Source organism: Caballeronia sp. GACF4, from assembly GCF_023631025.1.
Taxonomy (GTDB): domain Bacteria; phylum Pseudomonadota; class Gammaproteobacteria; order Burkholderiales; family Burkholderiaceae; genus Caballeronia.
The window spans coordinates 39176-61641 of record NZ_JALQDW010000042.1; the positions used below are offsets into that span (position 1 = coordinate 39176).

Genomic DNA, 22466 nt, shown 5'->3' on the forward strand with positions numbered 1-22466 from the left:
GCAATGGTTGGCGCGCCGGCACTCGATGTGAGCCGGACCGATATCACGCGCTAACGGCCGGAGGTTATTGAACTTTAGTTATTGATCGAAGTTCACTGTTTGGGTGCTAGAGTGGGCGATTGAGGTGCGTAAAATGCGCTAAAGATGCGCGGAAATTTGCGTTTCACGGTGCTTAGTGTCGGTTCACAATCCTCAATCCAACTCGTGTATGCCATCCCATCGGCCGCTTCGGCCACACTCGACGACGCCCTCCTCTATCGCAAGGCTTCCGGCGTTTCGTTCAGATCTTCGTCGCGCCCCTTCTACTCCCGCGAAGACAACATCGACGAATAACGAACGACCTCACCCCGCAATCGACGCCTCCACCGCCGCGAGATACGCCGACAAAGCGCGCCTCACTTCACGCAGATAACGGCCGGCAAGCTGCACATCGCCCATGGCGGGACGCAGCTTGATGGCAAGCGCGCCCGTCGCGAGCGCATGCAGCATGTCCACATACAACGCGCGCTCGGACGCTTTCACGCCAGGAATGCGTGCGTCGAGGACCTTGCGTAACGTGCCCGCCTTGCGCTTGTTCTTGTGATCGTCGTCGTGCGGCATGATCGACATGAGAATCAGGCAGTCGGGATGCTGCTCAAGGTACGTGATATACGGCGTCATGAAGCGGTCGATCACCGCTTCCGCAGAAATACCGCGCCAGTAATCCGTGTCGAGTCCGACCAGCTCGGCTTCGATCTCGTCGGTCGCCGCCATATGGCGGTCCCACAGCGCGTTCAAGAGACAGTCGCGGTCCGGAAAGAAGTGATACATCGAGCCGATCGGCGTGCGTGCCTGCCGCGCGACGCCGTGCATGGTCACGCCAGTCAGCCCCTTTTCGACGATCAGTTCAGCCGCCGCATCGAGCACCGTCTCGATGCGCGCGCGGCCACGCGCCTGCAATGGCGCACGCGCGCTGCTGCCGCGATCGCTCGCTGTCGTGGCTTCTTCCCGTGGCGACGATGGTTTCTTCATTGTCAATCCTCTCCATGATGAAACTGGACGCGTCCGTCTAGTCTGCGTCATACTAGACGATATCGTCTAGTATCAGCGGCCCCGATTGCTTGCCTTACACGCGTAATTATCTCGCGGTCGCGTTAAACGTTGGAGAGAAACATGGCAGCAGAAGCGCCCGCCGATAGCGGCAAGATCAACGACACCACCACGCGTAAGCCTTCGCGCAAGGGCGTGCTTATCGTCGTCGGTATCGTCGCGGTGGTAGTCGGCATCGCATGGGGCGTGCGCTGGTGGACGGTCGGCCGCTTCATCGAAACCACGGACGACGCCTATCTCAAGGCCGACAGCGTGACCGTCGCGCCGAAGGTGAGCGGCTACGTCACCGAAGTGCTCGTCGCGGACAATCAGACGGTCGCCGCCGGCGCGCCGGTCGCGCGGTTGGACACTCGGCAATATCAGGCGCAACTCGATCAGGCCAAGGCCACGCTCGACGCCCGCGCCGCCGACATCCTCCGTGCCGAGGCCGAAGTCAAACAGCAGCAGGCCAACGCAGAACAGGCGAAGGCGCAAGCGGAGGTATCGCGCGTGAGTTTGCGGCAAGCCGAAGCCGACGTGCGCCGCTACGAGCCACTTGCCGCGAGCGGCGCGGAAACCGCCGAACGTCTTGCCAATCTCGTCAGCACGCGCGATCAGGCGCGCGCCACGCTCGCCGCGAATCTCGCGGCGGCGCGTTCGGCCAGCACACAGATCGGTGCGACCGAAGCGCAAATCGTGCAGGCGAAGGCACAGATGGAAGCCGCACAGGCGCAACTGGATCAGTCCAGCCTCGACGTGCACGACACCACGCTTTATAGCCCGCTCGCGGGGCGCGTAGGCGACCGCAGCGTGCGCGTCGGTCAGTATGTGCAGCCGGGCACGCGGCTCATGACCATCGTCCCGGTCGAAGCGCTCTATCTCGAAGCGAACTTCAAGGAAACTCAAGTGGGCCGCATGCGCGTAGGCCAGCCGGCCACGCTGCATGTCGACGCCATCAAGGGCGCCGATCTGCATGGCGTGGTCGAGAGTTTCTCGCCGGGCACTGGCGCGCAGTTCGCGCTCTTGCCGCCGGAAAATGCCACCGGCAACTTCACGAAGATCGTGCAGCGCGTGCCGGTGCGTATTCGCGTGGATACGGGTCCGCAAACGCGCAAGGTGCTGTTGCCGGGTCTGTCCGTCACCGTCGATGTCGACACGCGCTCCGCCACCGACGACAGCCGCCATATCGCCGAAGAGAACAGTCATGACTGAGGCCCGTGCCGCGCGCGCGAGCGCCGGCGACTGGATCGCCGTCACGGCAGGCGCGCTCGGCGCGCTGATGGCCACGCTCGACATCTCCATCACCAACTCGGCGTTGCCGCAAATTCAGGGGGAAATCGGCGCGACAGGCACCGAAGGCACGTGGATCTCGACGGGCTATCTGATGTCCGAAATCGTGATGATTCCGCTCGCGGCGTGGCTCACGCGCGTCTTCGGCCTGCGCAACTTCCTCCTGAGCAACGCAACGCTCTTCACCTTGTTCTCGGTGATCTGCGGCTTCTCGCACTCGTTGCCGATGATGATCGCCGGCCGCATCGGCCAAGGCTTCACCGGCGGCGCGATGATCCCCACGGCGCAGACCATCATCCGCACGCGGCTGCCGCGCGAGCAGATGCCCGTGGGCATGACCATCTTCGGGCTGATCGTGCTGCTCGGGCCGCTGCTCGGTCCCGTGCTCGGCGGCTGGCTCGCGGAGAACATCTCGTGGTCGTGGTGCTTCTTTCTCAACATCCCCGTGGGCGTCGCGCTGATCGCGTTGCTGATCACCGGTCTGCCGCAGGAAAAGCCGCAGTGGGACGCCTTTTTCAAGGCGGACTGGCTCGGCATCGCGGGACTCGCCATCGGGCTGAGTTCGCTTACCGTCGTGCTCGAAGAAGGTCAGCGCAATCAGTGGTTCGAGTCGAGCGAGATCGTCTTGCTCACGTGCGTCACGGCATTCGGCTTTTTGCTGATCGCGCTGTCGCAAGTCTTCGCGAAGCGGCCTATCGTGCGGCTGTCTCTGTTGCGCAATCCGCGCTATGCAAGCGTGATTCTCATTGTCTTCGCGGTCGGCGCGGGGCTTTACTGCGTGTCGTTTCTGCTGCCGCAGTTCCTGAGCATCGTCGCGGGATACAACGCGTTGCAGTCCGGCTCGATCATGCTGGTGTCAGGCGTGCCGGCGTTTCTCATCATGCCCGTGTTGCCGCGCCTGCTCGGCAAGTTCGACTTCCGCGTGCTCGTCATCACCGGCTTGTTGTTCTTCGCGGCGAGCTGTCTGCTCGACATATCGCTGACGGCGCAAAGCGTCGGACACGACTTCTACGCCTCGCAAATTTTGCGCGGCTTCGGCCAGATGCTCGCAATGATGCCGCTCAATCAAGCCTCCATGGCCGCGGTCTCGCGCGAGGAATCCGGCGATGCCGCGGGCCTCTACAACATGGCGCGCAACCTCGGCGGATCGGTCGGGCTCGCGATCATCGGGACGGTCATCGACCGGCGTAATGACTTTCACGGCGAGGCCATCCGCGAGACGCTCACGGCCAATTCGGTGCTCGGCCAGGACCGGCTCGCGGCCAACGCGGCGGGATTTTTCGCGCAAGGCGGCGACATGGCGCACGCCAAGATGCAGGCGCTCGGGCAATTGTCCGTGCAGATCGGCCAGCAAGCCATCGTCATGACCTACTCCGAAACCTTCTTCATCCTCGCGATCGCGTTGCTGGCCTGCGTGCCGCTCGCCCTTCTGCTCAAAACGCCGCGTCATCAGGCTGGCGAAACGCCATCCGCCGGCCACTAATGTCATGAACGATTCAACGATGTCTCTCAACTCCTTCCGTCGCCGGCGCGCCATGCCGTTCTTGCTTGCGCTCATTTGCTCCGCGTGCACGGTGGGTCCGGATTACCGTGGCGCGCCGGATATCGCGGCGGAATCGCTCAAAAGCGGGACGTTCGTGCGTACGCCGCAGCAGGGCGTCGACGTCTCGCATGCACCCGCCAAGTGGTGGCTCGCGCTGAACGACCCGAAACTGAACGATCTTGTCGATGCGGCGCTTTCCAGCAATCCCGATGTGAAAATCGCGCAGGCGAAACTGCGGCAAGCGCGCTCGCAATTGCGCGGGCAAGAGGCCAACGGCATGCCGAAGGCGTCGGCATCGGCGGCGGCGTTGCGTATGCGCTCGCCCGATCTCGGCAGCTTCGCTGCATCCAATGCGGGAGGTTCGGATCAGGGCACGGCGACATCCAGCGGGCGTGGTCCGCTCGACTTCTACACCGCCGGCTTCGACGCCTCGTGGGAACTCGATCTCTTCGGCGGCACGCGTCGCGCGGTCGAAGCGGCATCCGACGAAGCCGACGCCGTCAAAGCGGATCTCGCCGACACGCAGGTGTCGCTCGCGGCGGAAGTCGCGTCCACCTACGTCGGCTTGCGCGACCAGCAACGACGTCTCGCGCTCGGCCGCAGCACCGCCGAATATCAGCAGCAAATGCTCACGCTCACCGAGCAGCGCCGCGCGCGCGGCACGGCGGCCGACGTGGATGTCGAGCGCCTCACGACGCAAGTGGATACCACGCGCGCGACGCTCGTGCCGTTGCAGGTGCAGATCACCGATTCGCTGGATCAACTCGCCCTGCTCACGGGCCGCGCGCCCGGCGCGCTGGACGCGCAACTCGGTGAGGCCGCGCCCTTGCCCGACCTGCCAGCTTCGGTGGCTATCGGCGAGCCATCGGCGATGCTGCAACAGCGCCCGGACATCCGCGCGGCGGAACGGCGCCTCGCATCGAGCAATGCGCAAATCGGCGAGCATGTCGCGGACTATTTTCCGAAGGTGACGTTGCTCGGCGATATCGGCTTCACGGCGTCGGACCCGGGACATTTACTGCGCAAGCAGAATTTCTCGTGGCTCGGCGTGCCGTATCTGCAATGGAACGTGCTGGACTTCGGCCGCACGGCGGCGAGCGTGGATACCGCGAAGGCTTCGCGCGACGAAGCCGAGGCGCGTTATGAAAAGACCGTGCTGGCCGCGCTCAAGGACGCCAATTCGGCGCTCGCGCGCTACGGCTATCAGCGCGAGCATCTAGTGCGGCTCGAAGAGGTCAATGCGTCGTCGGAGCGCGCCGCCATCCTCGTGCGTCAGCGCTACAAGGCGGGCGTGTCGACCTTGATCGATCTGCTCGATGCCCAGCGCACGCAGTTCGCCGCGCAGCAGGACGTGGTTGCGGCGCAGGGCGAATTGCTCAAAGACTTCGTGTCGCTACAAAAGAGTCTTGGCCTCGGCTGGCAACAGGGAGATGACGCGAACCAGCTTGCGGCGGCGCATTGAGCCGTTTAGAAGCCGGCGTCTCGTGCGCAAACCGGAATGCGCGCGGTGAATCTCGTGCCGATCTCGGCGCTCGATTCCACTCCGAGCGTTCCGCCGTGCGCCGAGACGATCTGCTTGCAGATATAGAGCCCGAGTCCGAGCCCGCCGCCCGGCGCGCTCGTCGCGGGACGCCAATAAGGCTCGAACACTTTTGAGAGCGTCTCCGGCGCGATAGGCTCGCCGCCATTGGTCACCGACAGCGTGAGGTGATCGCGCTCTACCGCAATCTTCACCGTGACGGGCGTATCGGCGCCGCCGTGAGTCATCGCGTTGCCGAGCAGGTTGGAAAGCAACTGCTGAATGCGAACGAGATCGCAACTGACCGCGGAATCAACCTGTATGGCGCGATTCACCGCGCGCGACGGGTTCGCCACGCAAAGCTCGTCGACGACCGCGCGCAGGTAAGGCGCGATGTCATCCACCGCGACGATGCTAACCGACATGCCCGAGCCGAGACGGCCGCGCGCGAGATCGAGCACGTCGTCGATCAGCCGCGCCATGCGCGCCGCCGTGGCCTTGAGCCGATTGCCGATACCGACGAGATCCGGCTCGCTCTTGCGCCGGCTCAACAATTCGCCATTCGCGCTCACGGCGCTCAACGGATTGCGCAAATCGTGACCCAATACCGCGATGAACTGCTCCCGAAGATGCGCCGTCTCGCGCTCGTCGAACAGTTGCGCTTCAGTGGACCATTGCCGCTTTTCGCTGGCGAGCTGCATGCCGATGAGATTTGCGAACACCTCGAACATGCGCACGACGCGCGGCTCGGATACCTTCGCCGGACGCGGATCGACTGCGCAGAGGTTACCGAAATACTCGCCGTCCGGCAAAACGATAGGCACGGAAATATAGCTTTCGAGACCGTAAATGGCGGGTGTGTGATGATCGCGATACGTGGTGTCGCTGCTGAATCGATCGACGATGATCGGCGCACGCGAGGCCCGCGATTCCGAGCAGAGCGTGGTGCGCAGTTCGAGTTGTCCGCCCGGCACCAGTCCGAAATTGATGTTGTCCTGAACGGCGCACGCCGTCCAGGTCGAGTCGGTGACGCGCGCGACGGCCGCGAAACCCATTCCAGTTTCGTCGCAGATCATCTTGAGTATCGACGGCACCGCGCCGATTCCAGCCACGGCGCCCATGTCGCGCGCCAATGCCTCTCGCGAATCCGCCGGTAAAAGTGGTCTATTCACGGCTTCCCTCCTCATCCGCGACATTGTGACAGAGCACGCTCATGCGGTACCAAAGTTTTACGGATAACCGTGCGGCAAATAGCCGATCGATCCGCGCTGCCATGCACCGCAAAGGTTTGCGCATCGCGCGTTAAACGTTATTCAACGGGTTTGAACGTACAAGCCGTGAATAAATACGCTGTGTGCTGGATAACAGGTGATTCCCGCTTATTTAAAGGATGCGACAGACGTGGTGCGCGGCTCGCGTGCGAGCTGCGTGATAATGAACCTTATTGCAAAGAACTAAAACGATCTGCGGCCGACGAAAAGCCGGCTGCGGTTATCGATCTCGCAAAGCGCACGGTGAATCCACTCACGGATTTGCAACATTGGACGCGCGGAATCAAATAAGTTTTTCTCGGGAGCCGGCTGCGTAGCATTGCAGCGCGAGCGCGCAAGGCGCTCCTTGGTTCCGCTCGGATCGCTCGGTTTTGTTCGAGCATTGCTCCTTTTGACTTGCACTCTCACTGGCAAAGCTGCTTCCTCCACATGGCCGGCCGGTCACGCGCGTGGCGCCAAGGACATAGGCCATGATGCACAATTTCCTTTCCAATAATCGCTCAGAGCTGGTGGAGCGGTGTCGAGCCAAGGTCGCGAGCCGCCCGACGCGCGCAGCCTCCGATGCGCAGCTCAAAAACGGCGTGCCGATGTTTCTCGACCAATTGATCAAGACGCTGCGCATCGAGCAAGGCAGCGATCCGCTCGCGAGTCGCGCGGTATCGGGTGCGGCCGGCGGCATCATGACGGAATCGGAGATGGGCGCAACGGCCGGACAGCATGGTCACGCGCTGCATTTGCTCGGTTATACGATCGCTCAGGTCGTGCACGATTACGGCGATCTTTGTCAGGCCATTACCGATTTGGCGCACGAGCGCGATGTGCCATTCCAGATCAATGAATATCGAACGTTAAACCGCTGTCTCGATAACGCCATTGCGAAGGCTGTCACCGAATTCAGTTATCAACGCGCGCAAAGCACAAATCAGGAACAACAGCGCGCCTCTCAGGAACGGGCGGGCGAACTTGCCCACGAACTGAGAAACGCGCTGTCCATCGCGACAACGGCCTTCGAAGCCGCAAGAACCGGAAGTCTGAGCCTGACGGGCGCCACGGGAACGGTACTTCAGCGTGGCCTGGCTTCGCTGCGCACGCTAATCGACGGCTCCATTGCGGACGTCAAGGAATTGGCGGACGGCGGGACGTCGGCGGCGACGTTTTCGTTGGCCGACTTCATTACCGAGGTAGCGCACGCGGCTGAACTAGCAGCGCAAGTGCGAGGCGTGAAATTCACGGTGTCTCCCGTCGACAGCACGCTTGCCGTCAGCGCCGACCGCGATGCGCTTTATTCGGCACTTGGCAATCTGCTGCAAAACGCGTTCAAGTTCACGCGCCCGCAAAGCGAAGTGTCGCTCAACGCTTATGCCGTGGCCGGCCGCATTCTAATGGACGTGAAAGACCATTGCGGGGGACTTCCGCCCGACTCCACGCTCACCATGTTCGAACCATTCACGCAGCAGTCCGCCGACAAGAGCGGCTTGGGCCTGGGCTTGTCGATTTCCAAAAAGATCGTCGAGACATATGGCGGCGTGTTGAGCGTAGCGAACCTACCGGGCGTCGGGTGTATCTTCACCATCAACCTGGCGCGCCATTCGGTTTGACGACGGCGCTCGAATCAGCGGGCGCTTTTTAGCGAACTGGCGTGAAGCGCCAGCGTTTCGAGTAGCGCGCTCAACCTGAGCGGCTTCGTGAAGTGGTAATTGAAACCGGCGCGTATCGATGCCGCGCGTTCCGCCATCGAAGACAACGCGGTCACGGCGATCAGAAGCGTCAGTTTGTGCTCGTCGGCCTGGCGCAACTGACGCGCAACCTCGCGCCCGTCCATGAGCGGCATTTCGACATCGATCAGGGCAATCTCGGGGCGCCACCGGCGAATCTCGGCCAGCGCCGCGCAACCGTTTTGGGCCGTATGGACATCGTAGCCTTCGAGCGATAGTGCTGAAGCGCATGCCGCACGAATGGCGGCATCGTCGTCCGCAACAAGGAGACGGGGCAGGTGCTTGCGCATGATGGTGCTCGCTTTTTTAATGGCTAATACATCTATTCGAGCATTGAGCATTCCCGACCATGCAGACTATTCGTGCGGCGCGCCTCTAATAGCCCTGCTCGGGCTCGCAAACGACATGAAAATTGACGAGCGTGGTCTGCCCGAACGTGTTGCTGAGCGCGACATCGGCGGCGTCGCGGCCGTACGCCATCAGCACGCGGCCAACGCGCGGCGCGTTATTGCGCGGGTCGAAGACCTGCCATGTGCCGCCGACATAGGCCTCGAACCACGCCGCGAAATCCATCGGCGCATAAGGCGGCGGCAAGCCGACATCGCTGATATAGCCGGTGCAGTAACGTGCCGGAATATTCAGCGCGCGGCACAGCGTCACCGCGAGATGCGCGAAGTCGCGGCACACGCCCACGCGCTCCTGGTAAGCCTCCCAGGCCGTCTTGGTCGGGCGCGCATGGTGATAGCCGAACGTGATGTGATGATGCGCGAAGTCGCAGATTGCCTGCACGCGGGCCGCGCCCGGCGCGGAATTGCCGAAGAGTTGCCAGGCGGCTTCCGATAGCAGATCGGTTTCGCAGTACCGGCTGCCGAGGAGAAAGACAAGGCACTCGTCGGGCAGTTCTTCCACCGCGTGTTGCCGGCCATCCACGGGACGCGTTTCGAACTCGCCCGATACATCGAGCAATGCGGAAGTCGACAGTTCGAAACGCCCCGGCGGCGCCACGATCCGGCTGCACAAATTACCGAAACCATCGCGATACTGAGTAATCGGCACCGGCGGATTGGTGGCGAGCACGTCCGCCACGATCACATCGTTGGCATGCGAGTAATGCGTGTTGAGCATCAGCATCATGGGTGTCGGCTGCGGACACTCATAGGCAAGATCGTAGCCAACGCGGAGTCTCATCGGACGTCCTTTGCTGTGATGATTCGTGTGGGGCGTCTCGAAGGACGCCGCAAGCGAGGCGCTTGCAGCCACACTATACTGCGCCGCCCTGAAGTCATTAAAGCCGGAAAATTAATGTGGAGCGTGCGGTATCGCGCGGTTCAAAAGCGCGCGCCCGGCACGCATCGCACACATCGCACGCTACGCGCCACGCAGCAGGATAGCTTCGAGATCGTCCTCCTCTTCTTCCGCCGTATGCAGGCGCAGGGTAGCTTCGATATGCGCGAGATGCTCGACCATGAGCTTTTGCGCCAGCTTGACGTTGCCGGCTTCGAGCGCATCGATCAGGCGCGCGTGCTCGTCGTGCGGACACGCCTCCGAGGTCGGCGCGTTGTAGAGCAGGATGGTCAGACACGTGAGCATCTGCAGGCCGCGCATGGTGCGCTCGATGAAGCGGTTGCCGCCAAGCTGCGCCAGCAACACATGAAACTCCCCCGAGAGCCGTACAGCGGTGCGTCGGTCATTGCGCTTGCGTGCATCTTCCTCGCGCGCGACATGCGCCCTCAATGACGCGATGTCCTTCTTCGTCGCGGACCGGCAAACCTTCTCGATTACGGGCAGTTCTATCTGCCGCCGCGCCTCGAAAAGTTCGCGCGCTTCTTCCACCGTCGGGCTCGCGATAAACGCGCCCCGGTTCGGCACGATAGTCACCACCAGTTCATGCGAAAGCTGTTGCAGCACCGCGCGCACCACCGTGCGGCTCACGCCGAAGATGGCGGCGAGCCGGTCTTCCGCGAGCTTCGTCCCCGGATGCAGGCGATGTTCGGCGATGGCATTCATCAACCGTTCGTAAATGGGGTTGCGTTGAACGCCGTCGAATGACCCTTTGACGTCGAGTTCATTCGATGCGCTTCGTTTCTTGTCTGTGGGCATGAGGTCTTCCTGAGTCCTGCGGTATTCCTGGGCGCGATTATCCGCTTAGATTGCATACGATTCAAATCGGGATTGTATGTATCAGCGCTGTGAAGCGCCGAACAAACCAAGCAAAAAGCAGCATTGTTGGTGCCAAAAAGCATCGCGAAGGTGCAGCGTTACACGCCGATGGTGCGAAATGGTCCAATTGAACCGCAGCAAGTCTCGTATACAAACGTAGCTGATTTTGTAGTCAATAATCTGCATCGCTAGTAAACAAAGGCAGTCGCGGTTAACGTCAACTTACGTATGCAAAAGTGGCACGGTCTTCGCTAAAGCTCTCGGGCGATGCCTCTAAGCGCTGCACGACGTCTCACGGAACGAACCCGACCACTGGGAACACGATGCGAAAGTTGTTGCTGGCGCACGGCGGTGCGCTTTCCAATCTGCCGCTCTTCGTCGCCATCGACGCGGGCTTGCTCGAAGCGCGCGGACTTCACGCCGAAGCACCAGAGCTGGCCGAATTCAAATCGACGGCCGCGCTGTTGCGTACCGGTGCGGCGCAACTGGGCACCACGGGCTTTACGCAAGCGTTAGTCGATCACGCGTTGCCCGATCCGCTGCGCATCGTCGGCGGCAGCGGCAAGCTCGGCATGGCGCTGGTCGGGCAAGGCGGTTTGACCGTCGAGGCACTGCGCGGCCAGCGCGTGGGCACCTTCGCCGACGACCCCATGGAGGCCCTGCTCTACGACGCCTTGCGCATTTACGGCGTCGGCATGAGCGAGGTCGAATGTGTGCACTTCGGCTCGCTGACCGCCGCCGCCGGCGATCTGCTCGCCGGCCGCATTGCCGCGTTGACGCTGGTGGAACCGTATATCTCGCGCTTCGTGGCGCAAGGCTTCGATGTGCTTTGCGACGGCATAGAAGCATGGGGCGGCGACTATCCCGACACACTGCTCGTCGCGCGTGAAAGTTTTCTCGTGGCACAGCCGGACATCGTGCGCGAAGTGCTCGCCGGCATGCTCGAAGCGCAAGCGCTCATCGAGCGCGATCCGCACGCCGCGTTGCGCGCGAGTGCGCATCGATGGCCCGAGTTTTCGCATGACGAGTTGCTCGCCGGCATGGCGCGTCAGCCATCCGACGTCGATATTCGGCCGTTACGCGCCAGCGTGCTCGCGCGGGCATCGGCGCTCGAAGCGCTTGGACGCATGCGTATCACGCCGCGCTTGAGCGACATCTTCGCCCTCGATCTGCTCGACGGCTTGCTCAAGTCCGGACCGATTTTCCAATGAAACGCCTTTGTTCAATTTGACGGGGATATCAGATGTTCAGGAAATTCATCGATAAAAACGCGGCATCGCTGCGTCTTAGCGCGGTCAGCCACGAGCGGCGCGACTTTCTTGCGCGCAGTGCCTGCATGGCGGGCGGCGCGATGCTCGGCGGCGCATGGCTCACCAACGCCAGCGCGGCCGGCGGTCTCACGCTCAAGGCGACGCACGGCACGGGCCTCTGTAATTGCCCGTTCTTTCTCGTGAAGGAGCGCAATCTGGCGCAAGGCGTGACGCTCGATTTCGTGACCACGCCGACCAATGCCGACATCGCGGCGCTCTTCGGCGCGGGCGTGGTGGATGTGAGCGTCGTGCCGTACACCAACTTCATGACGCTCTACGATGCGGGCGCGCCCATCAAGGTCGTCGCGGGATCGGGCGTGCAGGGCTGCGTGATCGTCGCGCAGCCGGGCATCACGTCGGCGGAGCAGTTGCGCGGCAAGACCATCGGCACGTTCCAGGCCGATACGCTCGAAATGCTGCCCTACGATTATCTGAAGAAAGCGGGCATGAGCTTCAAGGACGTCAAGGTGCGCTACTTCGGCACGTCGCCGGAACTGGCGCAGGCGTTCATCGCGGGCAATATCGATGCGATGTGCCATATCGAGCCGTACGCCACGCAGGCGCTGAAGTCGCGCGCGGGTTCGGTCATGCTTTCCAATGGCGTCGATGTGTACGGCGCGAACTATTCCGACTGCGTGCTCGCGGTGCGCGAGAAGTTGCTGCACGAGAATCGCGATGCCGTGAAGTCGCTCATCAAGGCCATGATGGTCGCGCAGCATCAGGAAGAACAGGATCGCGCGACCGCCGTGAAGGACACCGTCGGCAAATACTTCAAGACGAGCTACGACGCCACGCTCGACGCCGCCACCAAGCAGCCGCCGATGATCGATCAGCGTGGCAACGAAGCGTTCATCCTCGGCCGCGCGGAAAATCTGAAGGAGCTTCGCTACATCAAGAAGCTGCCAGGCAAGGACATGTTCGACTGGGGGCCGCTCACCGAAGTCATCAAGGAAAACGGCGACCTGTACGCGCAATTGCAGCGAAAGACCGCATGAGCAGCCTCATGGGATACGCCACTTCCCGCTTGAAGCGCGCGAGCGACAAGACCGCCGATGGACGCGCGCGGGCGCGGCGCGCGCCGCTCCTTGCGCGCATCGTGCCGCTTCTGTGGGGCATCGCTTCGCTTGCGTGCTTCATCGCCGTGTGGGAAGCGGCCTGGGCGCTGCACTGGGCCGATCCACTCTTGCTGCCGCCGCCGCATATCTTTTTGCGCAACTTCGGCTCGCAGGCGCAGTACTTTTTGTCGAGCGATGTAATCGGCGAGCAGTCGAGCGGCACGGCCTTCGGCGCGCTGGCGATGACCATCGTCGCGACTACCTTGCGCGTGCTCGCCGGTCTCACGCTCGGCTTCGTTTGCGCGGTGGCGATGGGCGTGGCCATCCGTTACTTTCGTCTCTTCGGCAATCTCACGCTGCCCACCATCACGCTGCTTGCGCCGATCTCGCCCATTGCGTGGCTGCCTGTCGCGATCTTTCTGTTCGGCATCGGCAATGGGCCAGCGGTGTTCATGGTCTTCATCTCGCTCTTCTTCGTGATGACGGTATCGACCATCGGACAAATAGACAGCGTGAGCCGCACGCAACTGAACGTGGCCGCCGTAATGGGCGCCACGCGCGCGCAGACGTTTCGCCATGTGATCCTGCCCGCGATTCTGCCGTCGCTTTTCATGGTGCTGCGCATGAACCTGTTCGGCGCGTGGATGGTCGTGCTGATTGCGGAGGCGACCGGCGTGGGCAGCGGGCTCGGACAAGTGGTGATGCTCTCGCGCAATACCTTCAACGCGAGCCTTTCGTTCTTCACGATGACGCTGATCGGCGTGCTCGGTTTCGCGTTCGATTACCTGTTGCGCATCGTGCAGCGCAAAGTGCTGTTTTGGGTGCCGGAAAGCGGCCTGAGGAAATGACATGACCGAACAAGCCTTTGCCGACGTTGCACCGAAGCGCTGCGGCCAGCCGCCGCTCGTGACCTGCACGGGCGTCGGCAAGACGTGGGAGACGGACGGCGAACCGTTCGTGGCGTTACGCGACATCGACCTCGAAGTAGCGCGCGGCGAGTTTGTCGTCTTTCTGGGTCCGAGCGGATGCGGCAAGAGCACGCTGCTCTTTCTCATGGCGGGACTCGAACAGGCGACCGAAGGCCGCATTGTGTGCGGCGGCGCGGAAGTGCATGCGCCGGGCACGGATCGCGGGCTCGTGTTTCAGGAGGCGTCGCTTTATCCATGGCTCACGGTTGGCGAGAACGTCACGTTCGGCTTGAAGATGCAGCATGTGCCGAAGGATCGCCGCCGCCAGGTCGCGCAGGAGATTCTCGAACGCGTGGGACTTTCCGAAGCCATCGACAAGCGGCCGGATCAGTTGTCGGGCGGCATGCGGCAGCGCGCGGCCGTGGCGCGCGCGCTTGCGCTCAAGCCGGAAATCCTGCTGCTCGATGAACCCTTCGCCGCACTCGATGTGCAAACGCGCGCCCGCATGCAGGACTTTCTGATTCAGGTGTGGCGGCAAGCGGGCGTATCGATGGTCTTCGTCACGCATCATATCGACGAAGCCATTGCGCTCGCGGATCGTATCGTCGTGTTCACGGCGCGGCCCGGGCGGATCAAGACGATCATTCCCGTCGACATGCCGCGTCCGCGCGATTCGCGCAGTCCGGCCTTTCACGCGCTCGCCGATCGATTGACCGACCTGTTGCGCGACGAAGTTGACCGCGCGTTCGCGGAGCAGGAGCGCATCAAGTGACCGACGACGTGCTTCGCGTAGCCGCGATTCAATCGCCGCCCTGCACCACCGATCTCGCGCACAACGCGGCCATCGCTTTCGATGCGGTGCGCCGCGCCGCGAACGAAGGCGCGCGTCTCATCGCGCTGCCGGAACTCGCGACGGTGCCGTATTTCGCGGGCTCGCCTGCGGGACGTTATCGCGAATGGGCGAATCCCGCGCAAGGCGCTTTCGCAGATAAGTGGGCCGCGCTCGCAAAGGAATGCGATGCCGCGCTCATCGTGCCGTTCTACGAGCACGATCCCGCGAGCGGTTGCTATCACAACGCGGTGCTTGGCTTCGATGCCAAAGGCTTATCGTTGCGTGCGAATGCAAGCCCGGTTGCCCGCAAGCTGCACTTGCCCGTCGGCGACGATCCCCCGCCCGGCTATGACGAGCCCGCGCATTTCACGCCCGGCTCGGGTCTGCATGTGGTGAACGTCGGTGTCTGGCGCGTGGGCGTGCTGGTTTGCTACGACCGGCGTTTTCCCGAGTGCTGGCGCGCGCTGCGGGCACAAGGCGCGGACCTCGTGATCGTGCCGGTGGCGGGCAGCGGCGGCGACGACATGGACTTCTTCGTCGGTGAAATGCGCACGCATGCCCGCGAAAACGGCCTCGCCGTGCTGTGCGCGAACAAGGCTGGCGACGAGTTTCTCGATGACGCGCGTATCGACAACTTCGGCGAATCGTGTGTGATCGCGGCCGATGGAGCGGTGCTCGCGCGAAGGTCCGGCATGCTCGGCGCAGGCATCGTGAGCGCGACGCTCGTGCACACGGATATCGCGCGCACGCGGGGCCGGCTCAATTATTACGCGCATCGGCGGACCGATCTATACGGCACGCCGTCGTTCTGATTTTCCCCATTCACTTCGAGAGAGCAGGGAACGCGATGTCCGAATCATTGATCGTGGCAGGATGGATTGTGAAAGGCGTGGCCGACCGGCATGCGGCCGAGGTCGTGCGCGACGCGGCGCTGTATCAACGCGATGGCGTGATCGTCGAGATCGGCCCCCGCGATGCGATGGTGCAGAAGTATCCGCACGCGCTGCGCCTCGGTTCGCCCGACACGGTGCTGATGCCGGGCTTCGTCAACAGCCACCATCATGTCGGTCTCACGCCGGTGCAACTCGGCTCGCCGGACCATGCGCTCGAACTCTGGTTCGCGAGCCGCATGGGGGCACGCGATATCGACTTGTATCTGGACACGCTCTACTCCGCCTTCGAGATGATCGCCTCGGGCATCACGACCGTGCAGCATATTCACGGCTGGCGTCCCGGTCCGCTCGATGCCATCCATCGGGCCGCGTCGCGCGTGCTCGATGCTTATCGCGATCTCGGCATGCGCGCGTCGTACAGCTTCGCGGTGCGCGATCAGAACCTGCTCGTCTACGAAGCCGACGACGACTTTTGCAACCGCCTGCCGTCCGAAACCGGCGATAAGCTGCGGGCGCATCTGCGGCGTTTTCGCATTCCGCTCGCGGATTACCTGCAACTCTTCGATACCCTCACGCGCGAGAACGAAGGCCATGCGCTAACGGCCATTCAGCTCGCGCCGGCCAACCTTCACTGGTGCAGCGACGACACGCTGCTCGCGCTCAAGGAGAAGTCGGCACGGCACGGCGTGCCCATGCACATGCATCTGGTCGAAACCGCGTATCAAAAGGAATATGCGCGGCGTCGCTCGGGCAAGACGGCAGTCGGCCATCTGAACGATCTGGGCCTGCTCGGTCCTTCGCTCACGCTCGGCCACGGTGTCTGGCTCACCGAGGCGGACATCGAGACCATCGCGCATACGGGCACCTGCATCTGCCATAACTGCAGTTCGAACTTCCGGCTGCGCAGCGGCGTCGCGCCGCTTAACGCGTTTGCGCGGCATGGCGTGACGGTCGGCATGGGGCTCGACGAAGCGGGCATCAACGAAGATCGCGACATGCTTCAGGAGATGCGTCTTGCGCTCAACGTTCACCGCACGCCGGGCATGGACGACGACGTGCCGACATGCCCGCAGATTCTCAAGATGGCAAGCGAGGACGGCGCGCGTACGACGCCGTTCGGCGCGCGTATCGGCAGGCTCGAAGAGGGGCGTCTCGCCGATCTCGTGCTGATGAACTACAAGACCGCGACGTGGCCGTATCAGGACGACGACATTCCCATGCTCGACGCGTTGATGATGCGCGCCAAGACCAATGCCGTCGATGCCGTGATGATCGGTGGCGAAGTGGTGTATCGCGAAGGCCGCTTCACGCGTATGGATCGCGATGCGGTGCTCGAAGACATCGCGCGTACGCTCTCGCAGCCGCGCAGCCCGGAAGAGACCGCGCGCCGCGAATTGGGGCGCGCCGTGTTTCCGCACGTCAAGGCGTTCTATGATGGCTATCTGACCGGCGAAAGCGAGACGCCGCGCGAGCCGTTTTACGCGCCGTCGTCGCGCATCTGATGCGGAGACCGAACGTGCAGGCGCTTTTACAATCGATCGATACGCGCTTCGAAGCGCAAGTGGAATTTCTCGCGGCGCTCGTGCGAAAGCCTTCCGACAATCCGCCCGGCGACTGCGCGCAGCACGCGCACATGACCGCCGGGCTGCTCGAAGCGCTCGGCTTCGAAGTCGAACGTCACGCGGTGCCGCAAACGCTCGTCGAGGCGGCGGGCATGCAGAGCGTCACGAATCTCGTCGTGCGGCAACGCTTTGGCGTTGGACCTGTCATCGCGCTCAACGCGCATGGCGATGTGGTGCCGCCCGGCGAGGGGTGGTCGAGCGACCCGTACGGCGCGCAGATTCGCGAGGGCGCGTTGTACGGGCGCGGCGCGGCGGTATCGAAGTCGGATTTCGCCACGTATGCGTTCGCGTTGAAGGCGCTGGTCGAAAGCGGCGTTGATCTCAAAGGCACGATCGAGCTGCATCTCACCTACGACGAGGAAACCGGCGGTCTGCTCGGGCCGGGATGGTTGCTTGCCGAAGGCATCGTCAAGCCGGATTACGCCATCTGCGCGGGCTTCAGCTACGCCATCACGGTTGCGCACAACGGCTGCCTGCATCTGGAAGTCACGGTGAGCGGCAAGTCGGCGCATGCGGCACGGCCCGATACCGGACACGACGCGCTCGAAGCCGCGACCGTCGTGCTGAACGCGCTGTATGCGCATCGGCGCGAGTTGCAGGAGATTCGCTCGGCCACGCCCGGTATCGAGCATCCGACGCTCGTCGTCGGGCTGATCGAAGGCGGAATCAACACCAATGTCGTGCCCGACCGCGTGAAGCTGCGGCTCGACCGGCGCATCGTGCCCGAGGAAGATCCGGCGCGCGCGCGTGAACGCCTGGAAAGCGTCGTGCGCGATGCGGCGCGCGAACTGCCGGGCATCACCATCACCACGCGCGAAGTGCTGGCCGCGACGCCCATGCGCACGCTGCCGGGCGCCGAACGTCTCACGCACGCATTGCAGGACGCGGCGCTCACGATCATGGGAATCGACATACCTGCCGAAGGCGTGCCGCTCTATACCGACGCGCGTCTTTATTGCGAAGCGGGCGTGCCGACCGTGATCTATGGCGCGGGGCCGCGCACGCTGCTGGAAGCGAACGGACATCGCGCGGACGAGCACGTCAAGCTCGAAGACATGCGTATCGCGACGAAGACCGTCGCGCTCGCGCTGACCCGGCTTTTGGGCGGCGCTTGAGTTCAGGCCACGAATCGAACGAAAGGAAGTCATGCGCATCAAGCTCATCAATCCCAACACGACGCAAGGCATGACCGACGCGATGGCCCGCTGCGCGCGCGCGGTCGCTTCGCCCGGCACGGAAGTCGTGGCGGTCAGTCCGACAATGGGCCCGCCTTCGATCGAAGGCCATTACGACGATGCGCTCGCCACGCCCGGCCTCCTCATGGAAGTGGCGCGCGGCGAGCAAGAAGGCTGCGACGCGTACGTGATCGCCTGCTTCGGCGACCCCGGCCTCTACGCCGCACGCGAACTCGCGCGCGGACCGGTGATAGGCATCGCGGAAGCGGCGATGCATGCCGCGAGCGTGCTTGCGCCGGGCTTTTCCGTGGTGACGACGCTCGGACGCACGCGTGGACTTGCCTGGCATCTCGCGCAGCGCTACGGCATGGAGCGCTTTTGCCGCAACGTGCGCGCAACCGAACTCGCCGTGCTCGAACTCGAAACGCCCGGTTCGGCCGCGCGCGCCACGATCCTCGAAGAATGCCGGCGCGCACTCGACGAAGACGGCAGCGAGGCGATCGTGCTGGGCTGCGCGGGCATGGCCGATCTGTGCGCGGAGTTGCAGGACACGCTGGGCGTGCCCGTCATCGACGGTGTGACGGCCGCGCTCAAGTGGTGCGAGGCGCTCGTCACGTTGAAGCTCAATACCGCCAAGCGCGGGGAATTTGCACGGCCGCTGGCCAAGCGTTACGTCGGGGAACTCGCGGCATTCAGTCCGCTTTGACCCTGTAAGGCTCAACGCCCTTCGCTTCAAACCCTTCCTTCTTCACAAAATTACGCGCGCCCGGACCGTTGAACGTCCCGGCGCGCGCTGCCGCTGATCGGCTGGAAAGCTAGTCAACAACGTTGTTAACAACAAAAGTATTTTTGACACGATATTTTTCGGTGTAGTTTACTTGAACATGTCAACAACGCCCGCTACACCGGAGCATGCATGGACGCAGAATTCGACCTCGTGATTCGCAACGCCCAAGTCGCCACCGCAAGCGATACGTTCCTCTCCGACATCGGTGTGAAGGACGGCCGCATCGTGCAGATGGGTTTGTCGCTCGGCGCGGGCAAGCGTGAAGTGGACGCGCAAGGCCGCATCACCACGCCCGGCGGCATCGACGCGCATTGCCATCTGGATCAGCCCATCGCGCCGCCCGCCCGCATGACCGACGACTTCGAGTCCGGCACGCGCTCGGCGGCCTGTGGCGGCACCACGACGATCATCCCGTTCGCGGCGCAGCAGAAAGGGCAAACGCTGCGCGCGGCCGTAGACGACTATCACCGGCGCGCGGAAGGACGGGCGAGCATCGACTACGGCTTTCATCTGATCGTCTCGGACCCGACGCCGGACGTCATGGCGAATGAGTTGCCGCAGCTCATCGCGGAGGGCTACACGTCGTTCAAGATCTACATGACCTACGACGACATGAAGCTCGACGACGGCCAGATTCTGCGGCTGCTCGCGCTGGCCCGCGCGCACGGCGCCATGGCGATGATCCACGCGGAAAACAGCGAGTGCATTGCGTGGCTCACCGAAAGCCTGCTCGACGCGGGTCTCACCGCGCCGCGCTATCACGCCGCCTCGCGTCCCATGCTCGTGGAGCGCGAAGCCACGCATCGCGCCATCAGCCTGGCCGAACTCGTCAACGTGCCAATGCTCCTCGTGCATGTCTCCGCGCGCGACGCGGTCGAGCAGATTCAATGGGCGCGAAGCCGCGGCCTCAAGGTGCTGTCCGAGACCTGCCCGCAATATCTGTTTCTCACGGCCGAGGACCTCGGCATGGACGACGGCTACGAAGGCGCGCGCTGTGTGTGCAGTCCGCCGCCGCGCGACAGCGATAGTCAGGAAGCGATCTGGAGCGCGCTCGCGGACGGCACGTTCACCGTGTTCTCGTCCGACCACGCACCCTTCTCGTTCGAAAGTCCCACGGGCAAGAAGCCGGGCGGCGAGGAAGTCGCGTTCCCGTATATTCCGAATGGCATTCCGGGCATTGAAACGAGACTGCCGCTGCTCTATTCCGAAGGCGTGATGACCGGGCGCATCTCGATCAACCGCTTCGTCGAACTCACCGCGACCAACCCCGCGAAGACCTACGGGCTGCATCCGCGCAAAGGCACCATCGCGATCGGTTCGGATGCCGATCTCGTGATCTGGGACGAGCATCCCGACGACCCCGTGCGCCTGACCAACGCCATGTTGCATCACGCCGTCGATTACACGCCATACGAAGGCCGCTCGCTCGATTGCTGGCCGGCCTACACCATCGCGGGCGGCGAAGTCGTGTGGGACGGAAGGCGCTACTTCGGCACGCCGGGACGCGGACGCTTCTTGCCGCGCGGCCTGCCCACCATCGTTCCGGCCAAACCTGCCGGCCGCGCGGCGCGATGAAGCGCGACGCGTCTGCTTCGAGTTCGCATCAACGGTTCCATCCGATCCCACCGGTCTCATCTTCACGCAAGGAGCGTGTCATGTCGCAAACCTACGACGCCAAGCCCGCGTCCGCATTGACGCGAGCGGGTTCCATCCAGCTTGCGCGGCTTATCGCGGCGGCCGCCGCGCTCGGCATCGGCGCGCTTGCCATGCCCGCCTTCGCGCAGAACAACAATTCGGTTCTGGTCGTGGCCGGGCCGCGCACGCCGGAGTCGCTGGATCAGGAATATCCGCCGACCGAAGCCAGTCACGAGGCGCGCCGCAACGTGTTCGAACGCTTGCTCACCTATGAGATGAAGCCGGGTGAAAACGGCGTGACCGTCGAGGACTTCAGCAAGCTCAAGGGTGCGCTCGCTGAAAGCTGGGAGACTTCGCCCGACAAGACTTCGATCACCTTCCATCTACGCCCCGGCGTCAAGAGCTATGCGGGCAACACGCTCACCGCCGACGACGTCATGTGGACCTTCCAGCGCGGCTGGAATCTGAAGGCGACGTTCCGCTGGTACATGACGCAGGTGCTGAAGATCACCGACTTCGACACGGCCTTCAAGAAAATAGACGACCACACGGTGAAGGTCACGCTGCCGGGTTCGTCGCCGCTGATCGAACGGCTGTGGGTGAACAACGATCTCGGCATCATCGATTCGGTCGAGATCAAGAAGCACATCACGCCGGACGACCCGTGGGGATCGCGCTGGCTCGCGAGCCATTCGGCATCGTTCGCGCCGTATCAGGTCACGAAGTATTCGCCCGGCCAGGAAGTGGTCTACGAGAGCAACAAGAACTACTATCGCGGCGCGCCGAAGCTCACGCGTATCGTGTTCCGCGAGATGCCGACGTCGGCCAACCGTCTCGCGGCGTTGCAGGCGGGCGCCGTCGATGTGGCCGAATGGCTCGCGCCGCGCGAACAGGCCACGCTCGAAAAAATGCCCGGCGTGAAAGTGTGGAAGGTCTACGGCAACTACATTCAGCGCGTGGAAATGAACAACGCCGTTGCGCCCTTCAACAACGACAAGGTGCGTCAGGCGCTGAACTACGCGGTGCCGCGCGAGCAGATCCTCAAGGCCGTGTTCTACGGCACGGCGCGGCCCACCAAAAGCCCGGTATCGGAGATCTATCCCGCGTACACGGATCAGTACTACCACTACACCGAGGACCTCGACAAAGCGCGCGCTTTGCTGAAGGAAGCGGGTTATGAGAAGGGCTTCAAAACGCAGTTGGGCTATCCCACCGGCGACCAGACCGAGGAAGAACTGGCGATCATCCTGAAGACGGCTTTTTCGAAGATCGGCGTGGACGTGGAATTGCAGAAGCTGCCTGCATCGACGCTCGTCGAGCGCTATTCGAAGGGCACCATTCCCATGTACTTCTTCCGCGACATGGCTATCGTGCCGGATGCCGCGTACGTGACGAATCTCTGGCTCAACAGCGCGTCGCTCATCAACTATTCGCATTACAAGAATGCGGAAGTCGACAAGCTCATCAACGACAGTCTTTCGATGACCGACGAAGCCAAGCGCAAGACTTCGATGGAGCGCGTGCAGCAACTCGTGATGGGCGAAGCACCGTGGGTGTTCCTCATCAATCCGGGTTATCAGCTTGCCACGCGCGCCAACATCAAGGGCTATAGCTGGAACACGACCAACGGCAATACCTGGTACGACTTTTCCAAGAACTGAGGTCCTGACGCCGTGACGCCGC

At 63.0% G+C, this 22466-nt stretch carries 19 protein-coding genes; 14 read left to right on the top strand and 5 right to left on the bottom strand.

What is annotated here, in order from left to right; all coding sequences use genetic code 11:
* Positions 1–342: 342 nt before the first annotated feature.
* Complete coding sequence (locus NCR40_RS30220) at positions 343–1011, bottom strand: TetR/AcrR family transcriptional regulator (RefSeq protein ID WP_250511693.1); 669 nt, start codon at positions 1009–1011, stop codon at positions 343–345.
* A 141-nt stretch (positions 1012–1152) separates the two neighbouring features.
* Between NCR40_RS30220 and NCR40_RS30225 the strand changes: the two genes are divergently transcribed.
* From NCR40_RS30225 to NCR40_RS30235, 3 genes are read left to right on the top strand one after another with little or no spacing between them, the layout of a single operon-like run.
* Complete coding sequence (locus tag NCR40_RS30225; RefSeq protein ID WP_244831190.1) at positions 1153–2280, top strand: HlyD family secretion protein; 1128 nt, start codon at positions 1153–1155, stop codon at positions 2278–2280.
* The gene (locus tag NCR40_RS30230; RefSeq protein WP_250511694.1) at positions 2273–3841 is read left to right on the top strand and encodes an MDR family MFS transporter; all 1569 of its coding nucleotides are present in this window, start codon (positions 2273–2275) and stop codon (positions 3839–3841) included. The genes NCR40_RS30225 and NCR40_RS30230 overlap by 8 nt, the downstream gene beginning before the upstream one ends.
* Before the next feature lie 19 nt (positions 3842–3860).
* Positions 3861–5363, top strand: a complete 1503-nt coding sequence (locus NCR40_RS30235; protein WP_250511695.1) for an efflux transporter outer membrane subunit — start codon at positions 3861–3863, stop codon at positions 5361–5363.
* Between the two features lie 5 nt (positions 5364–5368).
* Here the strand turns inward: NCR40_RS30235 and NCR40_RS30240 are convergent, their stop codons facing one another.
* A complete protein-coding gene (locus NCR40_RS30240) occupies positions 5369–6592 on the bottom strand; it encodes a GAF domain-containing sensor histidine kinase (RefSeq protein WP_250511696.1) in 1224 nt (407 codons plus the stop codon).
* Between the two features lie 569 nt (positions 6593–7161).
* Here NCR40_RS30240 and NCR40_RS30245 point away from each other — a divergent pair.
* Positions 7162–8289, top strand: coding sequence for a sensor histidine kinase (locus tag NCR40_RS30245; RefSeq protein WP_250511697.1), 1128 nt, complete (start codon positions 7162–7164; stop codon positions 8287–8289).
* 14 nt (positions 8290–8303) lie between these two features.
* Here NCR40_RS30245 and NCR40_RS30250 read toward each other — a convergent pair whose 3' ends face one another.
* From NCR40_RS30250 to NCR40_RS30260, 3 genes are all read right to left on the bottom strand, one after another.
* A complete protein-coding gene (locus tag NCR40_RS30250; RefSeq protein ID WP_250467872.1) occupies positions 8304–8696 on the bottom strand; it encodes a response regulator in 393 nt (130 codons plus the stop codon).
* Between the two features lie 85 nt (positions 8697–8781).
* Positions 8782–9594: a transglutaminase-like domain-containing protein gene (locus tag NCR40_RS30255; RefSeq protein ID WP_250511698.1), complete on the bottom strand. Its 813-nt coding sequence runs from the start codon at positions 9592–9594 to the stop codon at positions 8782–8784.
* A 180-nt stretch (positions 9595–9774) separates the two neighbouring features.
* Positions 9775–10506, bottom strand: a complete 732-nt coding sequence (locus tag NCR40_RS30260; protein ID WP_244831183.1) for a GntR family transcriptional regulator — start codon at positions 10504–10506, stop codon at positions 9775–9777.
* Positions 10507–10889: 383 nt separating this feature from the next.
* Here NCR40_RS30260 and NCR40_RS30265 point away from each other — a divergent pair, with 383 nt between their 5' ends.
* From NCR40_RS30265 to NCR40_RS30310, 10 genes are all read left to right on the top strand, one after another.
* Entirely contained in the window at positions 10890–11777 is an 888-nt protein-coding gene (locus tag NCR40_RS30265; protein WP_250467869.1) for an ABC transporter substrate-binding protein, read from the top strand.
* A gap of 32 nt (positions 11778–11809) precedes the next feature.
* Positions 11810–12871, top strand: a complete 1062-nt coding sequence (locus NCR40_RS30270) for an ABC transporter substrate-binding protein (protein WP_250511699.1) — start codon at positions 11810–11812, stop codon at positions 12869–12871.
* Positions 12868–13779: an ABC transporter permease gene (locus NCR40_RS30275; RefSeq protein WP_250467868.1), complete on the top strand. Its 912-nt coding sequence runs from the start codon at positions 12868–12870 to the stop codon at positions 13777–13779. The genes NCR40_RS30270 and NCR40_RS30275 overlap by 4 nt, the downstream gene beginning before the upstream one ends.
* Position 13780: 1 nt before the next feature.
* A complete protein-coding gene (locus tag NCR40_RS30280) occupies positions 13781–14611 on the top strand; it encodes an ABC transporter ATP-binding protein (RefSeq protein ID WP_250511700.1) in 831 nt (276 codons plus the stop codon).
* A complete protein-coding gene (locus NCR40_RS30285) occupies positions 14608–15483 on the top strand; it encodes a carbon-nitrogen hydrolase family protein (RefSeq protein WP_250511701.1) in 876 nt (291 codons plus the stop codon). Before NCR40_RS30280 ends, NCR40_RS30285 begins: the two co-directional genes overlap by 4 nt.
* A gap of 35 nt (positions 15484–15518) precedes the next feature.
* Positions 15519–17066: an amidohydrolase family protein gene (locus NCR40_RS30290; protein ID WP_250511702.1), complete on the top strand. Its 1548-nt coding sequence runs from the start codon at positions 15519–15521 to the stop codon at positions 17064–17066.
* Positions 17066–18301 carry an ArgE/DapE family deacylase gene (locus tag NCR40_RS30295; protein ID WP_502801052.1) on the top strand — a complete coding sequence of 412 codons (1236 nt, stop codon included), beginning with the start codon at positions 17066–17068 and terminating at the stop codon, positions 18299–18301. The genes NCR40_RS30290 and NCR40_RS30295 overlap by 1 nt, the downstream gene beginning before the upstream one ends.
* Positions 18302–18332: 31 nt before the next feature.
* A complete protein-coding gene (locus tag NCR40_RS30300) occupies positions 18333–19067 on the top strand; it encodes an aspartate/glutamate racemase family protein (protein ID WP_244831175.1) in 735 nt (244 codons plus the stop codon).
* A 210-nt stretch (positions 19068–19277) separates the two neighbouring features.
* Positions 19278–20723 carry a dihydropyrimidinase gene (hydA, locus tag NCR40_RS30305; RefSeq protein WP_244831174.1) on the top strand — a complete coding sequence of 482 codons (1446 nt, stop codon included), beginning with the start codon at positions 19278–19280 and terminating at the stop codon, positions 20721–20723.
* Positions 20724–20803: 80 nt separating this feature from the next.
* Positions 20804–22444, top strand: coding sequence for an ABC transporter substrate-binding protein (locus NCR40_RS30310; RefSeq protein ID WP_250511704.1), 1641 nt, complete (start codon positions 20804–20806; stop codon positions 22442–22444).
* Positions 22445–22466: the final 22 nt, after the last annotated feature.

Coding starts and splice junctions, on each gene's coding strand:
- NCR40_RS30270 (WP_250511699.1), top strand. CDS start 11,810: ATGTTCAGGAAATTCATCGATAAAAACGCGGCATCGCTGCGTCTTAGC.
- NCR40_RS30260 (WP_244831183.1), bottom strand. CDS start 10,506: ATGCCCACAGACAAGAAACGAAGCGCATCGAATGAACTCGACGTCAAA.
- NCR40_RS30275 (WP_250467868.1), top strand. CDS start 12,868: ATGAGCAGCCTCATGGGATACGCCACTTCCCGCTTGAAGCGCGCGAGC.
- NCR40_RS30310 (WP_250511704.1), top strand. CDS start 20,804: ATGTCGCAAACCTACGACGCCAAGCCCGCGTCCGCATTGACGCGAGCG.
- NCR40_RS30290 (WP_250511702.1), top strand. CDS start 15,519: ATGTCCGAATCATTGATCGTGGCAGGATGGATTGTGAAAGGCGTGGCC.
- NCR40_RS30300 (WP_244831175.1), top strand. CDS start 18,333: ATGCGCATCAAGCTCATCAATCCCAACACGACGCAAGGCATGACCGAC.
- NCR40_RS30280 (WP_250511700.1), top strand. CDS start 13,781: ATGACCGAACAAGCCTTTGCCGACGTTGCACCGAAGCGCTGCGGCCAG.
- NCR40_RS30295 (WP_502801052.1), top strand. CDS start 17,066: ATGCGGAGACCGAACGTGCAGGCGCTTTTACAATCGATCGATACGCGC.
- NCR40_RS30250 (WP_250467872.1), bottom strand. CDS start 8,696: ATGCGCAAGCACCTGCCCCGTCTCCTTGTTGCGGACGACGATGCCGCC.
- NCR40_RS30235 (WP_250511695.1), top strand. CDS start 3,861: ATGTCTCTCAACTCCTTCCGTCGCCGGCGCGCCATGCCGTTCTTGCTT.
- NCR40_RS30245 (WP_250511697.1), top strand. CDS start 7,162: ATGATGCACAATTTCCTTTCCAATAATCGCTCAGAGCTGGTGGAGCGG.
- NCR40_RS30255 (WP_250511698.1), bottom strand. CDS start 9,594: ATGAGACTCCGCGTTGGCTACGATCTTGCCTATGAGTGTCCGCAGCCG.
- hydA (WP_244831174.1), top strand. CDS start 19,278: ATGGACGCAGAATTCGACCTCGTGATTCGCAACGCCCAAGTCGCCACC.
- NCR40_RS30230 (WP_250511694.1), top strand. CDS start 2,273: ATGACTGAGGCCCGTGCCGCGCGCGCGAGCGCCGGCGACTGGATCGCC.
- NCR40_RS30265 (WP_250467869.1), top strand. CDS start 10,890: ATGCGAAAGTTGTTGCTGGCGCACGGCGGTGCGCTTTCCAATCTGCCG.
- NCR40_RS30220 (WP_250511693.1), bottom strand. CDS start 1,011: ATGAAGAAACCATCGTCGCCACGGGAAGAAGCCACGACAGCGAGCGAT.
- NCR40_RS30225 (WP_244831190.1), top strand. CDS start 1,153: ATGGCAGCAGAAGCGCCCGCCGATAGCGGCAAGATCAACGACACCACC.